Source organism: Ruegeria sp. CF2, from assembly GCF_056537385.1.
This window is the reverse complement of the sequence record NZ_JBQFRL010000001.1, coordinates 715,870-730,382: the sequence shown is the minus strand read 5'-3', so window position 1 is coordinate 730,382 and position 14,513 is coordinate 715,870. Positions and strand designations below refer to the sequence as shown.

13 protein-coding genes are annotated in these 14,513 nt (G+C 59.5%); 5 read left to right on the top strand and 8 right to left on the bottom strand.

Going from position 1 to position 14,513, the window contains the following annotated elements:
- The first annotated feature begins 215 nt into the window (after window positions 1-215).
- The 3 genes from ACR0IR_RS03565 (at window position 216) to ACR0IR_RS03555 (ending at window position 2,512) form a co-directional block, all read left to right on the top strand.
- Window positions 216-1,106: an NAD(P)-dependent oxidoreductase gene (locus ACR0IR_RS03565; protein WP_170339833.1), complete on the top strand. Its 891-nt coding sequence runs from the start codon at window positions 216-218 to the stop codon at window positions 1,104-1,106.
- Between the two features lie 11 nt (window positions 1,107-1,117).
- Window positions 1,118-1,981: a sugar phosphate isomerase/epimerase family protein gene (locus tag ACR0IR_RS03560; RefSeq protein WP_170363755.1), complete on the top strand. Its 864-nt coding sequence runs from the start codon at window positions 1,118-1,120 to the stop codon at window positions 1,979-1,981.
- Between the two features lie 111 nt (window positions 1,982-2,092).
- The gene (locus tag ACR0IR_RS03555) at window positions 2,093-2,512 is read left to right on the top strand and encodes a secondary thiamine-phosphate synthase enzyme YjbQ (RefSeq protein WP_480778965.1); all 420 of its coding nucleotides are present in this window, start codon (window positions 2,093-2,095) and stop codon (window positions 2,510-2,512) included.
- Between the two features lie 30 nt (window positions 2,513-2,542).
- On the opposite strand, the gene ACR0IR_RS03550 is transcribed toward ACR0IR_RS03555, so the two are convergent.
- The 8 genes from ACR0IR_RS03550 to ACR0IR_RS03515 form a co-directional block, all read right to left on the bottom strand.
- On the bottom strand, window positions 2,543-3,313 hold the full coding sequence (locus ACR0IR_RS03550) for an SDR family oxidoreductase (protein WP_093961700.1): 771 nt from the start codon (window positions 3,311-3,313) through the stop codon (window positions 2,543-2,545).
- A complete protein-coding gene (locus tag ACR0IR_RS03545) occupies window positions 3,310-4,350 on the bottom strand; it encodes a zinc-dependent alcohol dehydrogenase (protein WP_170363757.1) in 1,041 nt (346 codons plus the stop codon). Before ACR0IR_RS03545 ends, ACR0IR_RS03550 begins: the two co-directional genes overlap by 4 nt.
- Window positions 4,347-5,447: a mandelate racemase/muconate lactonizing enzyme family protein gene (locus ACR0IR_RS03540; RefSeq protein WP_170363758.1), complete on the bottom strand. Its 1,101-nt coding sequence runs from the start codon at window positions 5,445-5,447 to the stop codon at window positions 4,347-4,349. The genes ACR0IR_RS03545 and ACR0IR_RS03540 overlap by 4 nt, the downstream gene beginning before the upstream one ends.
- Entirely contained in the window at window positions 5,444-6,442 is a 999-nt protein-coding gene (locus tag ACR0IR_RS03535) for an ABC transporter permease (protein ID WP_170363759.1), read from the bottom strand. Before ACR0IR_RS03535 ends, ACR0IR_RS03540 begins: the two co-directional genes overlap by 4 nt.
- A 3-nt stretch (window positions 6,443-6,445) precedes the next feature.
- A complete protein-coding gene (locus tag ACR0IR_RS03530; RefSeq protein ID WP_170363760.1) occupies window positions 6,446-7,423 on the bottom strand; it encodes an ABC transporter permease in 978 nt (325 codons plus the stop codon).
- Window positions 7,408-8,943 (bottom strand): sugar ABC transporter ATP-binding protein, encoded by a 1,536-nt coding sequence (locus tag ACR0IR_RS03525; RefSeq protein WP_244952397.1) that lies wholly within the window; start codon window positions 8,941-8,943, stop codon window positions 7,408-7,410. The genes ACR0IR_RS03530 and ACR0IR_RS03525 overlap by 16 nt, the downstream gene beginning before the upstream one ends.
- Before the next feature lie 67 nt (window positions 8,944-9,010).
- Window positions 9,011-9,985 (bottom strand): ABC transporter substrate-binding protein, encoded by a 975-nt coding sequence (locus ACR0IR_RS03520; RefSeq protein ID WP_170363761.1) that lies wholly within the window; start codon window positions 9,983-9,985, stop codon window positions 9,011-9,013.
- 55 nt (window positions 9,986-10,040) lie between these two features.
- On the bottom strand, window positions 10,041-11,507 hold the full coding sequence (locus ACR0IR_RS03515) for an aldehyde dehydrogenase family protein (protein ID WP_217357082.1): 1,467 nt from the start codon (window positions 11,505-11,507) through the stop codon (window positions 10,041-10,043).
- Between the two features lie 166 nt (window positions 11,508-11,673).
- On the opposite strand from ACR0IR_RS03515, the gene ACR0IR_RS03510 reads away from it, so the two are divergent.
- Together ACR0IR_RS03510 and ACR0IR_RS03505 are read left to right on the top strand one after the other, a co-directional pair.
- Window positions 11,674-12,774 (top strand): LacI family DNA-binding transcriptional regulator, encoded by a 1,101-nt coding sequence (locus ACR0IR_RS03510; protein WP_244952396.1) that lies wholly within the window; start codon window positions 11,674-11,676, stop codon window positions 12,772-12,774.
- Between the two features lie 10 nt (window positions 12,775-12,784).
- On the top strand, window positions 12,785-14,422 hold the full coding sequence (locus ACR0IR_RS03505) for a GMC family oxidoreductase (RefSeq protein WP_170363764.1): 1,638 nt from the start codon (window positions 12,785-12,787) through the stop codon (window positions 14,420-14,422).
- Window positions 14,423-14,513 lie beyond the last annotated feature (91 nt).

The following is a 14,513-nucleotide window of genomic DNA, read 5'->3' as shown; positions in this document are numbered from 1 at the left end:
GTCAGGCGGTTTATTCCCGCCGGAACACTTCTTTGCTTGCCTGAACGCCGCGTTCTTCGTTTACTTACGGCACGTAAACGGGCAGCGGGGTGTCTTCCGGACTCGCCCGACGTCTGTTTAAGACGCGTGAAACTCCCGCGAAAACCGATGCGATTGGGCATCATTTTTCGAAACGTCTGCCATACGGAAATGGCGAAAAAACGGGAGAACTCCAAATGAAAACTGCAGGCGTAATCGGTCTTGGCGACATGGGCAGCGGCCTTGCCAAGAACCTGATCAAGAATGGCTTTGAAACCTCCGGTTTCGACCTGAGCGAGACGCGCATGACCGCATTTTCCGACATGGGCGGCCTGGCCAAGGACAGCGTGGGACAGGTCGGCAGTCATGCCGCCAGCGTGTTCGTCATGGTGATGAACGGAGATCAGGCCCGCGATGTCATTCTGGGTGAAGACGGACTGGTTGCGAACATGGCCGAAGGCGGAACGGTCATCCTGTCGGCGACCATTACTCCGGCCGAAGCCCGCGCTATCGGGCTAGACATGGAGGGCTCGGGCATCCACCTGATCGACACCCCGGTCTCGGGTGGGTTTCCCGGCGCGCAGAACGGCACATTGACGATGATGGCTGCCGGTGCTGCGGATGTGCTGGACCAAAATGCCGAAGTCATGCAGGCAGTGTCGGCAACCATACACCGGGTCGGAGAAAACGCCGGTGACGGGCAAACCGTGAAAGCCTGCCTGCAATCCCTTATCGGATCGATCTTTTCCGCCACATTCGAGGCTGCGGCCCTCGCGGCCAAAGCAGGTGTCAGCGGTCAAGCATTGCTTGACGTGTTCTCATCCTCCAGTGCTGGGTGCGGTGTCGTGAACACCGCCCTTGAAAACATCATTGATCGCAAGTTCGAAGCCACCGGCAGCCATATCGCAACGATGCACAAGGACCTGACGATCTCTCTGGCGCTGGCCGGTGCGTTGGGCGTTCCAATGCATACCGCCTCGTCCGCTATGCAGATCTTTCACGCCGGAAAAACCAAATACCCGAACGGCGATAACTGGGTGTGTACCCGCGTCATCGAAGAGATCGTTGGCGCAGAATTGCATCGCTGAGGGGGCCGGACATGAAATTAGGTGTAATTTGCGACGGCATTTCCCGCGATCTGCGGCATGCCGTGGACGTTATGGACGAATTCGGTCTGGACTATGCAGAACTTCAGTTCGTAGGCGACACCGAGGTCGGGGACCATTTCCCGCAGGAAATTGCCGAGATCGACGCGCTCTTGCGCGACCGGGGCAAGCCTGTGTCCTGTCTGTCGCGCCATATCTTCGCGGGGATGACAGCTGCCAACAGGCCCGGTGACGAGCTGCACACCCGACACATGGACGCCTTGAAACGCGTGATCGACATGGCGCATGTCGTGGGGTCTCCGCTGGTTCGGATCATGACCCAACGAAAAGAGCAGATACTCTGGGGAAAAAACGGCGCCGAGAAGTGGAACGTCGCGCATGGGGTATGGGACTCGATGCCACCGCTGATCGCGCCGGCGGTTGAACTGGCCAGGGCTGAGGGCGTGACGCTTGTCGTGGAAACCGGAAACGGCACGCTGGTCAATTCGAACTATACCGCCCGCAAACTGATCGACGAGTTGGATGCAAAGGATGCGTTGAAAGTTCTTTGGGACCCCGGAAACAACTGCTGGTGCCATGAACTGGCATACCCGGACGGTTACGAAGAACTGCGCGGCGGCTATCTGGGGCACATTCACATCAAGGACGTAAAGGTAGATACACCGCGGGCAACGCTGGAAGTGCGCCGCATGGGGGAAGGTCAGCTTGCGCCTCTGTTCCAACCCATCGCGGACGCGCTCAGATCCGACGGCTATGATGGCGTGATTTCCTTCGAAAGCGTTTATCATCCCGGAAACGGAAATTTCGAAGATGGGTTTCGTCTGTGCATAGACCGGTTCAAAAACCTGTTTGCATGAATGAAAGCTCTAGAGTTTTACAAATCAGATACTTAAGCCTGTAAGTTGAATGCCGAATGGGGTGCGGAAAGCTGGGCGCATTCCCGCAAGATCAAGGAAAGGATCTGATGGATGAAGCAAGAGTTTTTTGAGTTGTCCATTGAAACGCCCGGCAAATCCCTGACCGACATCAACGGGATTGTTCAGCGTGCGGTTTCCGAACATGAGTTTGTCTCGGGCCTGCTGACCGTTTGGTGCGTCCACACAGGTGCCGCGCTGTTGGTACAGGCCAACGCCGATCCCGAGGTGGTCAAGGATATCGAGACGTTCTTCGAAGAACTGGTCCCCAAGTCACCAGGCAAGTATCACCACCGCCCGAGCGAAGACGACAACGCGCCATCGCACCTGCGGGCGCTGTTGACGCAAACGCAGGTGTCCATACCGGTAGAACAGGGACAGCTTCCGCTGGGCCGCGTACAAAGCCTGTACCTGTTTGAACATCGCGAGGCACCCAAGAAACGGCGATTGAAGGTGCACTACATCGGGACTTGAGTCCTTGGGTCACATGGAGAGTTAACGGCGCTATCGCCCCATCCAACCCCCATCGACAACAAGGATTTCACCGTTGACGTAGTCCGACGCTGCAGAAGCCAGGAAGACCACAGGTCCGGCAAAATCACCTGGCGTACCCCAACGGCCCTGGGGTGTTCGTTCCAGGATCGACTTCGACCGAACCGGATCGTCCTGCAAGGCTTGGGTATTGTCGGTCGCGATATAGCCGGGGGCGATTGCATTCACGTTCACACCCTGCCCGGCCCACTCATTGGCCAAGGCCTTGGTCAGCTGTCCAATCCCACCTTTCGAGGCCGCATATCCGGGAACGGTGATGCCGCCCTGAAACGTCAGCAGCGATGCGGTGAAGATGATCTTGCCCGAGCCGCGCGCCAGCATGTCCTTGCCGATCTCGCGGGACAGAACAAACTGCGAGGACAGGTTGACCTCAATCACTTCGTCCCACCAGTCATCCGGATGTTCGGCAGCAGGTTTGCGTTTGATCGTACCGGCATTGTTGACAAGGATATCAGGAGTTTGTCCGTCGGCTCTCAACTGATCAATGAACCCGTGCAGCGCGGAGCGGTCCGAGAAGTCGCATTGGTAAGCCCGGAAACTGCGCCCCATCGCCGTGACGGCTTTTTCGACCTCTGACCCGGACAGTTCAAGCGAGGCCGACACTCCGATGATATCAGCTCCGGCCGATGCCAATGCCTCGGCCATACCGCGCCCGATGCCGCGTTTGCACCCGGTCACAAGGGCCGTTTTTCCCGTCAGGTCGAAACTTTGCAAAACACTCATGAACGCGGTCCTACTTCGATCAGGCTTTTCATTGCGGTTGGGCTGCGATCCAGTGCTTCGAACGCGGCCTGAATGTCTGCCAGAGGGCTGACGTCAGTGATCACGACATCCGCGTCCACTCCGCCCGAGGCGACAACTGCGATCGCCTTCTCGTAGTCCTCCGGCTCATAGACCCGAGCACCGATCAGTTGCAGCTCTCGCCAGAAGAATTGGAACAGGTCGATCTGGGGCTTTTGAGCATGAATCGCGACCATCACGATCCGGGCCCGCGTCGCGGCAACGGCGGTCATCGCATCAACACCGGGCTGCGTTCCCGATACCTCGAAAACCACATCCGCCCCTTTGTCGCCCGTGCGCGCGTTGATTGTGGACACCAGATCGGTCTCGGTTGGGTTGATCGTATCAAAGCCAAGTTTTTCTGCGATCGCCAGACGGTTCGGATTCACTTCGGAAATCACGACGTTTCCGCCCGCGTCCCGCGCAACCATGGCAACCAGGATGCCGATCGGGCCACCGCCGATGACGACGACGTCCTCGCCAGGCTGCAGTCCAGACAGCCGCACATCGTGGCAAGCAACGGCGACCGGCTCGATCAGCGCCGCGTGATCCATGCGCAAGTCATCCGGTAGAACGTGCAAGGTGTGGGCCGGAACGGTCCAGATCTCTTGCATGGCACCATCGGTATCGAGGCCGAGAAACTTAAGGTTCTGGCAGATATGCTGATGCCCCCGTTTGCAGGCCGGGCATTCGCCGCAGTGATCAAGCGGTCGGACCACGACCTTCTGGCCGGGTTTTACCGTATCGACGCCCGCGCCCACCGCTTCGACGACACCGGACATCTCGTGCCCGATTACCCGGTTCAGACCGACACGGGCATCCATGTTGCCGTGGTAGACGTGCATATCCGTCCCGCAAATCCCGCAATAGGCTACGCGAATGGCGGCCTCGCCGGGGCCCGGAGCTGTCGCCTGGGACTGTTCCACGGCAAAGCTCTTGTTGCCCCTGTAGTACGCCGCAGAGATCGTCTGGGTCGTCATGTATGCATCTCCCTGTGTTCCGCATTCAGTTTGTCCCAGTCGAATTCCACTCCGGTCCCCGGCGTATCCGGGGCCACGGCCAGGCAGTCTTCCACGACAAGCGGACGGGTCGTGTACTGGTCTATCGGGAATGAGTGTACTTCCAGCCACCCCGCATTGGGTTGCGCAGAAACAAGGCTGACGTGCAGCTCCTGCATACCATGGCTACAAACCGGAATGCCGTGCTGGGCGCTCAGCGCGGCCACGCGCAACCAGCCGGTAATCCCGCCACAGTTTGAGGCATCGGGCTGGATGAAACTCAGCTTTGCGTCTTCGAAGGCGTACTCGAATTCGTGAATCGTGTGCAGGTTTTCACCCATGGCAAGGGGAACGCCCGTGGCTTCGGCAATTCGGCCATAGCCTTTGTAATCGTCTGGAATTGTCGGTTCCTCGAACCACAGGATATCGCAGTCGGCGAACCCTCGGGCTGCTACGATGGCCTGCTCGACGCTCATGGAGTAATTCGCGTCGACCATGAAGAACCGGTCCGGCCCCAGCATCTCGCGCACCGCCCGAGCTCGCGCCAGATCGTCGGCCAGATCCGGTTGCCCAACCTTGATCTTGACCGCGTTGAACCCGCGCGCAAGGTAGCCTTCGGTCTGGCGCAGCAGTTTCTCCAGCGAGAAATTCAGGTCGATCCCGCCGGCGTAGGCCTTGCACCGTTTGGACGCTCCACCAGACATTTGCCACAGCGGCGCATTCTGCGCTCTGCCACGAATGTCCCAAAGGGCAATATCCACGGCCGAGATGGCGAACGAGGCGATCCCGCCCCGCGCAACGTAGTGCACATGCCATTGCATGGCATCGTACAGGCTTTCGATCTGTTCGGCGTCTTGTCCAACGAGGAACGGCGCAAGGTCATGCTGGATCATCGCCAAGATGGCATGACCGCCCTTGCCGCCCGTATACGTGTACCCGACTCCCTCGACCCCATCCGACGTTTGAATGGTGACGGTGATCAATTGAAAGAACGTGTGATCCCCATGTTTGGCATCGACCAGGACTTCGGCGAGCGGGACGTTGAACAGCCGCGCTGAAACACTTTCTATGCGATTCACGAACCCAAGACCTTCTGCTGCCTGGCAATAACCCGAGACTGTAAAAGGATGACCGCAAAAAGAAAGCCTCCACGTATGACCATCTGCCAATAGGCACTGAAACTGATGGTCCCCTGACCGTTTTCAAAGTTCAGAACATTGAACACCAGACCAAGCAAAAGCGCTCCGGCCACAGTCGCAGGGATCGACCCCATCCCACCTGTCAACAAGGTGCCGCCCACAACGACGGACGCGATGGCCGACAATTCCCAGCCAATACCCTCAAGGGGTTGTCCTGCTCCAAAACCCGAGGCCAGAAAGACGCCAGCCAGCCCTGCACAGCCACCCGAAAGCAGGTAGACGAAAGCCTTGGCGCGATTCACCTTCAGGCCCATGAGGTTCGAGGCATCCTCGCTGCCACCGATCGCCAAGACGGTCCGCCCGATGGTTGTTCTTTCCAGCACCAGCCACAGTACCAGCGTCAGTGCGGCCACGATGACGATTGCCCATGGAAACAAGCCGAACGCCTGCCCCATGCCAAGCTTGGTGAAGTTCGACCCCCAATCAACCGAAATTGTCTGGGCGCCCGAAATCACCAATGCGCCGCCTTTTGCGGCCAGCATGGTGGCCAGCGTGGCGATGAAGGGCGGGATGCGAAGGATGATGATGCAAAAGGCGTTGATCGCCCCGAAGCCCACGCCGGCAAGCACGGCCCCCGGCAGCGCAACCTGAATCCCGTATGGGCTGAGATAAGCCGCAACGACCGACGTAAAGGCCGCCACGGATCCAACCGACAGATCAATCCCGCCGGTCATGATCACGAAGCACATGCCCAGCGCAATCGCGATGAACATCGCGTTGTAGTTCAGGAAAGACGAGAAATTGTAGGCGCTGCCAAAGTTGTCGTAGCGCATCAACCCAAACAGGATCAAAGCCAGCAGTGCGATCCACACCGTCACCGAGGCCGAATTGCGCCGAAGGTACTTTCGCAGGTCAAAAGCCGTTTCATCCAACATCGATCAAGCCCTCCGGAACTGCTGGACCCAGACGGCCAGGATAATGATGACCGCTTTGGCTATCAGTGCAACTTCGTCCTCTACCCCGTTGGCCAACAACGTATATTTGACCAGCTGGATGATCACGGCACCCAGAATGGCGCCAAAGATCGGCCCCCGCCCGCCTTGCAAAAGAGCCCCGCCAACGACGGCCGCCGCGATGGCATCAAGCTCCATCAGATTGCCGTTGCGCGCGGCGTCCGAGGCCGAGTTGATCGCAACCACGATCAGACCGGCCAGGCCTGCAAGCACCGCGCAGATGACATAAGCCCCGATCTTGACCCGCCGGACGGGACCACCCGCCAGATAGGCCGCACGTTCATTGCCGCCGATCGCCAGCAGGTAGCGGCCCCAAGTGGTTCTGGTGATCACCCAAAATAGCACACAGGCAATAGCCAGCGCCAACCAACCCTGGAAAGGCAAGCCAAGCACCTTGCCGGTTCCAAGATAACTGAACGAAGGGTTGGAAAATGTCTGCAGGTTCCCGTTCGTCAAAACCTGAGCAATTCCGCGACCCGAGATGAAAAGAATGAGCGTCGCGACAATGGGCTGCACGTTCAACACGGCGACCATCACGCCGTTGAATACCCCGCATAAACCCGCGACGAACAGCGGCAGGACAATGGCCAAAGTGACGCCAAGCATCGGATTGGCGGCGCCCAGATCCGACAGAAAGATCAGCGGGGCCAGCGCCCCGGCCAAAGCCATGACCGCGCCAACCGACAGATCGATCCCACCTGTGGCGATGACCAGCGTCATGCCCATGGCCACGATGGCGATCGTGGCAACCTGGCTGATATTCACGAACAGGGTCTGCAACTGCAGGAAATTGGGGGTGAAAAACGCGTTGAACACCAGCAGGGCGACCAACGCGGCGATGCCGCCATGAAAGCGAAAGGGCATCGATGCGACCCGTTGCGGCAACTTCATTGCGCGGTCCATGAACCAGTTCCTTCTTCATGATGCGCAAGCGCGCGCACCAGTATATTCTCGGTAATCCCGGGGTTGGTCAGTTCCTTGACCGAGCGCCCCTCGTGCATGACCACGATGCGGTCAGCGCCTTCCACCAGTTCTTCGAATTCCGAACTGATGAGGACAACACCGAACCCCTTTTCGACATAAGACCGAATGAAAGATTGGATCTCGCGCTTGGCGCCGACATCCACGCCTCGGGTCGGCTCGTCGAGTATCAGGATGTCGGGCTGTGTCGCCAGCCAACGGGCAAGCAGAACCTTCTGCTGGTTGCCGCCGGACAACTCGCGAATGGGTTGGTCCATATGCGCCGCCTTGATGCCCAGATCGTCGATGAAGGCCTGAACGATCTCGCGCTCGCGGGCAAAGTCGATCTGACCACGGCTGGCCAGCTTCGGCAGCAGGGCCAGCGTCATGTTCTCGCGCACGGACATGTCAGGAATGATCCCTTCGGCCTTGCGATCTTCGGTCAGAAAGCCGACCCCGTTTGCGATCGCGTCACCCGGTCCGGACGGTTGCCCGACCGCACCGTGCAGCTCGATTGCGCCGCTGCGGGCCCCGTCCACACCGAACAACGCGCGCGCAGCCTCTGTCCGGCCAGAGCCCAGAAGCCCGCCCAGCCCAACGATCTCCCCGCGGTGGAGCGTGAGGTCGAAATGCGTCAGTCGCGGGCCTGTCGAGACAGAGACAGCCCGCAAAACGATATCGCCTTTCTTGGCCTTAGCGCCGGCGAAGTCCGTGAGCCCGTCTGCCGCGATCTCGTCCTTGTTGCGGCCCAGCATGTCCGCGATCATTTCCAGTTTGGTCGTGTCCTGCACGTTGCGCGTGCTGACGGTACGCCCGTCTCGCATCGTTGTGACCCGGTCGCAGATCTGGAACAGCTCATCGAGAAAATGCGAGACATAAAGAACGGAAACACCCTGTTTCTTTAACTCGCGCACCACACCGAACAGAACCTCGACCTCGCTGGCATCCAATGACGAGGTGGGTTCGTCCATGATGACCAGCTTTGCGTCCAATGACACAGCCCGCGCAATCGCAACCAACTGCTGGATCGCTGTCGAGAAATTTCCCAGCGGCTCGGTCACGTCGATATCTATGCCAAAGCGCGCAAGAACCTCGCGTGCGCGCCTGTTGCCTTCGCGCCAGTCGACCAGAAAGCCAAGACGTTTGGGCTCGTACCCCATGATGATGTTCTCGGTCACTGACCGCAGCGGCACCAGGTTGAGCTCTTGATAGATCGTGGCAATTCCGGATTCCTGCGCTTCGCGCGGAGTGGAGATGCGGCTCGGCACACCCGCCAGATGCACGTCGCCGGCATCCCGGTCGTAAACTCCGGTCAGGACCTTGATCATCGTCGATTTGCCGGCACCGTTCTGACCGATCAGCGCATGAACCTCGCCCGGTGCGATCTCCAGGCTGGCCTGGCTGAGTGCCGGTACGCCGGCAAAGGACTTTTCAATTCCCGACATCGAGACGAGCGCATTCATGAGATCTCTTCCTCCGATTGCTTGCAGGCGGCGCCGACCACAGGCCAGCACCACCCACTAGGGAGAATCAATAGGCTTCGTCGATGTGATCGGCCGCGTTGTCCTTGGTAAAGATGCGATCTTCGACTTTCACCCATTCCGGGATCGCCTCGCCAGCCGCGTATTTCTTCATGACTTCACAGGCCAGTGGGCCGAAGAAGGGTGAGCTTTCGACGGTGACGCCCATCTTGCCGTCGATGATGGCTTGAAGCGCATCGCGTGTCCCGTCGATCGAAACGATAGTCACGTCCTCGCCGGGTTTGCGGCCGGCCAGTTCCAGAGCCTGGATCGCGCCGATCGCCATCTCGTCATTGTGGGCGTAGACCACGTTCACGTCAGGATGCGCCTGCAGCAGGGTTTCCATCACCTGACGACCCAGGTCGCGCGCAAAGTCCCCGGTCTGAGAAGCCACGATCTCAAAACGGTCATCCGCTGCGATCGCGTCGTCGAAACCCTTTTTGCGGTCATTTGCAGGCGAGGACCCTGTCGTGCCTTCCAACTGGACGATGATGCCTTTGTCGCCCTCGAAATTCTCCATCAGCCATTGCGCGGCCCGGTTGCCCTGATCAATGAAGTCCGATCCAAGAAATGCCACGAAATGTTCGCCCGGCTTGGCGACGGCTGGATCAACCGAGCGGTCCACCAGAAAGGTCGGAATGCCGGCGGCACGGGCCTTCATAACGGCCGGGATCAGCGGCTTTTCTTCCCGCGGGGGCAGGAACAGGACGTCGATGCCTTGGGCGATCATGCTGTCCACATCCGCAACCTGCTTGGCCGCAGATCCGGCCGCATCCGTCGCGATAAGATCCCAGCCGCAGGCCTCGGCCGTGTCATGGAACGATTTCGTCTCGGCAATGCGCCAGGGATTGTTCGACTCCATCTGCGCAAAGCCGACCTTGTAGCGATCCTTCTGCTCAAGCGGCGGCAGATCCTGTGCCATCGCCGTGGTGCCCAACAGCGCACCTGCGACAACCGTCGAGATCAAAAGAGTTCTGCGTTTCATGGTTATTCCTCCTCCATTGGTGCGGTCGCCTCCGTTTTGACCGCGAGTTTTCAGGTCATGCCCAATTCATGTAAGTCGTCTGTTTCCTCAGATAGCCATCGAAGCCATAGGCGCCGTCTTCGCCCCCAACCCCGGACAGCCCCCAACCAGTGTGAAACCCCTGCACGGCCTCGCCATTCGAACGGTTCAGGTACAGTTCGCCGAACTTCAAACGGCTCGGGGCCTCCATCAGTCGGCGGTGCGATGCCGTAAAGAGATAGGCGGACAGCCCGAATGACGTGTCATTCGCAAAGGCTATCGCCTGATCAAAATCATCGACTCGCATGGCTGTCGCCACGGGGCCAAAGACCTCCTCCTGCATCGCGGCATTGCCGTTGTCGGAGACCTCAAGAACGGTCGGGGACATCCAGTGCCCTTTGCCGTGCGCGCCGTCCGTCAAAGGCCCACCTTGGAGATGCACCGTGGCACCCTCTGCGATGCTGCGTTGGATGATTTCGGCGACCTTGGTCACTTCGACCTTGCTGACTTTGGGCCCCAGGTCGCAGTCCTCCATCGGATCCCCGATCGACAACGCGCGGGCTTCTGACACGAATTTTTCCAAGAATTGGTCTGCAATGCCGCGATGCAGATACATACGCTCGTTGCAGGTGCAGATCTGGCCGCAATTGGCAAACCGGGCGGCAATGGCGGCCGAAACGGCGGCGTCAACATCCGCATCCTCCATCACGATGAACGGAGCCTTGCCCCCAAGCTCGAGCCGGACAACCTTGATCCGGTCGGCCGCTGTGCGAAAAATCTCTTTCCCGGCGCGCGTGCTGCCGGTCATCGTGATCAGCGACGTATCGGGGTGTTCGACCAACCGCTGCCCAACCACCGGCCCTCTCCCCGTCAGAACACTCAGAACACCGGGCGGAAACCCTACCTTGTCCGCAAGCTCGGCAACCGCAAGACCGGAAAGCGGCGTGATTTCATGTCCCAACAAAACAACGGTGTTGCCCGCGACCAGCGCTGGCCCGATTTTCCTGGCCGCCAATGCCAAGGGATAGTTCCAGGCCGTCAGCGCAACGACAACCCCATAGGGATGGCGCCGAATCTGGATTTCTTCGGACCTGTTGTCCGAGGCCACTATGTCACCCGAAATCCGCCGGGCCTCTTCAGCTGCATGGCAAAGAAAGGTAGCGGCGGCATCCACTTCACCTCGGGCCTGCGAGATCGGCTTGCCCTGCTCGGCTGTGATCAAAGCAGCCAGACGCGCGGCGTCGACCCGGATGGCCTCGGCGAGCTTTCGGACCATTTGCGCCCGCTCGATCGCCGGGCGCGCAGACCACGCGCCAAAAGCCCTGCGGGCCGCCTCGACCGCCGCATCGGCATGCATGGCACCACCATCTGGAACCTGTGCTACGATCTCTTCATTTGCAGGGTTTTCGACATCGACCGCGTCCGCGTCAAAGTCGGCAAAGCGGCCATCGATGAACATCGAATGGCGAACGACTTGACCCAACTCCCCCACTACAGACCGCAATTTCGCCTCCCGCACTTGCTCGGCCAGACCACAATGGCGACCGCACCGCCGATCAAAACACTAATAATATTATTTCGTCAACACTAATATTAATTATCACTTACTAATATTAGTTGCGCACCCTCCGCATAGTCGATAAAAAGGATGCGAACAAAAAGGTTGAGCGATGAACGATCAAGCGAACAAAGCCGGGCAGCACAGGGGTGTAGGACGAGTCGCGGGCCGGCAGCGCGTGACGATGCACGACATTGCGCGCGTCGCCGGGTGTTCGCAGACGACAGTATCGCTGGTTCTCAACAAGAATGATTCCGTCAAGATCTCCGAGGATACCAAGCAACGGGTCCTGGATGCCGCCAACACGCTTGGATACGCCATGCCCTCTCAACTCAGGAAACCCCAGGACAGCGCGCGCCGGCCCGCGGCGCTGGACGGAACCATAGCTTTCGTCGTGGATGATCTGGCGTCGAGCCCCGAGATGGTGAACGCGTTCAACGGGGTGAAACAGGCCGTTCGGGACACCGGAAACCTTGTGTTGCTGGCCGAAACACAAAACGACCCCGAGGTCGAGCCCAGAACGCTGAGGTATTTCCTCGACCAACAGGTTGCAGGCATCATCTACGCGACCGTTTTTACGCGGCGGGTGGTCGTGCCGGATATCCTCAGGCAGACGGCCACCCCGGTTCTGCTGTTGAACTGCTTCTGCGACGACCTCTCTTTTCCTGCGGTGATCCCCGGCGAAGTCGCTGCCGGACATACGGCGACCAACGCCCTGATCAAGGCCGGGCACAAACGAATTGCCACCATCACCGGCGAGCCGTTCATGGAATGCGCCGCCGGGCGTACGACCGGGTACAGAAACGCCCTGGCTTCCGCCGACATTCCATTTGACGAGGATTTGGTCATCGAGGGCAACTGGCTGCCCAGCGCAGGCTACGCCGCCACGCGCGAATTGATGGACCTGCCCTCTCCGCCAACCGCCATTTTCTGCCAGAATGACCGCATGGCCATCGGCTGCTATGAGGCTCTCAAGGAACTTGGCCTGTCCATCCCCGAGGACATTTCAGTCATCGGATTTGACGATGACGAAACCGCGCGGCACCTGTCGCCGCCCCTGACGTCGATGATCCTTCCCACCCGGGCGATGGGACGCTGGGTCGTCGAACAGCTGTTCCATGGACCGACGGACGGTCAGCGGCATCCACTCGTGAAGCTGGAATGCGAACTGGTCGAGCGCGACTCGATCAGCGAGCCCAAACGCCGGACCTGAAGGCGAAATCATGACGGAAACCTTCGATCACATCGTCATCGGCGGCGGCTCGGCCGGCGCCGCGGCAGCAGCGCGGCTGGTCAACAAAGGCAAGTGCAGGGTTCTGGTGCTGGAGGCGGGGCATTCGCATCGCCATCCGCTGCTGGACATGCCGCCGGGTATCTTCAAGATGATCAACGGGTCCAAGTTCATGACCTACCACCAGACCGAACCGCAGGACCACCTGGACGGCCGCGTGCATGACATTCCGCAGGCCAACGTGCTGGGCGGCGGGTCGTCGGTGAATGCGCAGGTCTATATGCGCGGTCGGCCTTCCGACTATGACGCATGGAACGACCTGCTGAGACAGACCAACGACGGGGTCGGCTGGGGATGGGATGATGTGCTGCCTTATTTCCGCAGGATGGAAGGCAACAACAGGCTGCACAACGACCTGCATGGCAGCGACGGTCCGGTGCAGGTCTCGGATCCGGGGCATATCGACGACATGTCCCGTTGGTTCGTTCAGTCGGTGCAGGCCCTTGGCGAACCATTCAACACGGACTTCAACGGCGCAACGCAGCGCGGCGTCGGGTTCTATCAGTTCACCAATCGCGCCGGAAAGCGCAGCTCGTCAGCTTACGCTTTCCTCGCTCCACTTGAGGCGAACCCGAATTTGACCATCCGGTTGGGCGCAAAAGTCAGCAAAGTCATCATCGAAAACGATCGGGCCGTCGGCGTGCAGTATCGAGACAAACGCGGGTCCCACACCGTCCGATGTGATGGTGAGGTTGTGCTTGCGGCTGGCGCCCTCGTCACGCCGAAAATTCTAATGCTGTCGGGTATCGGACCGGATGCACATCTTGCCGAACACGATATTCCCGTGGTCTGCTCATTGCCCGGGGTTGGCCAGAACCTGATCGACCACCCCGAAGTTCCGATCACCGCCTTTGCCAACGGCCCTTACGGATATTTCAAGCAAGGTGAGGGCTGGCGGATGCTGCGCAACGGCATCCAGTTCAAGCTGTTCGGCAGCGGCCCGGTGACTTCGGCCGGGGTAGAAGCCGGCGCTTTCGTCAATCCGTCGAACCCCGATGGAGAGCCGACCATTCAGGCCTTTTGCGTTCCCATCGTCTATCTGGATCGCGACGCGCTGGACGAGGTGCAGGATGACTTTGGCCTGACCGTCACGACTGTCGTGGTCAAACCGAAATCACGCGGAGAGGTTCGGCTTCGCTCGGCAAACCCCGACGCCATGCCAGTGGTTTCGCCGAATCTTCTGAAGCATGAAGACGATATGCAGGAGATGATCCGAGGGCAGCGCTTCTTTCGCCAGGCATTCACCTCGGGCCCGCTTGCGCAAAGGATCCGCGAAATCGTGATTCCGACAGCGGACGACGACCAGACGCTGCGAGCACATTGCAAACGGTTCGTGAAAACCAACTATCACCCGGCGGGCACTGCCAGAATGGGCCGGGACGGTGATGGTATGGCCGTGCTGGACCCCAGAATGCGCGTGCGCGGAATCGAGGGCTTGCGGGTGTGCGACATGTCCGCCGTGCCGGACATCAACGCAGGCAACACAAACGCACCCGCCATGATGCTGGGCGAACGATGCGCTGACCTGATCCTTGGCATTGGATCAGCACGTGAGGACCGCAATTCCTAACCCAAGTTGCGGGGCCGCTGTCGGTTGATCCGGTTTCCGGCGCAATGAGATGCCCCCTGCCTCGCCCGTCTCGCCAAAAGACAGATTAACC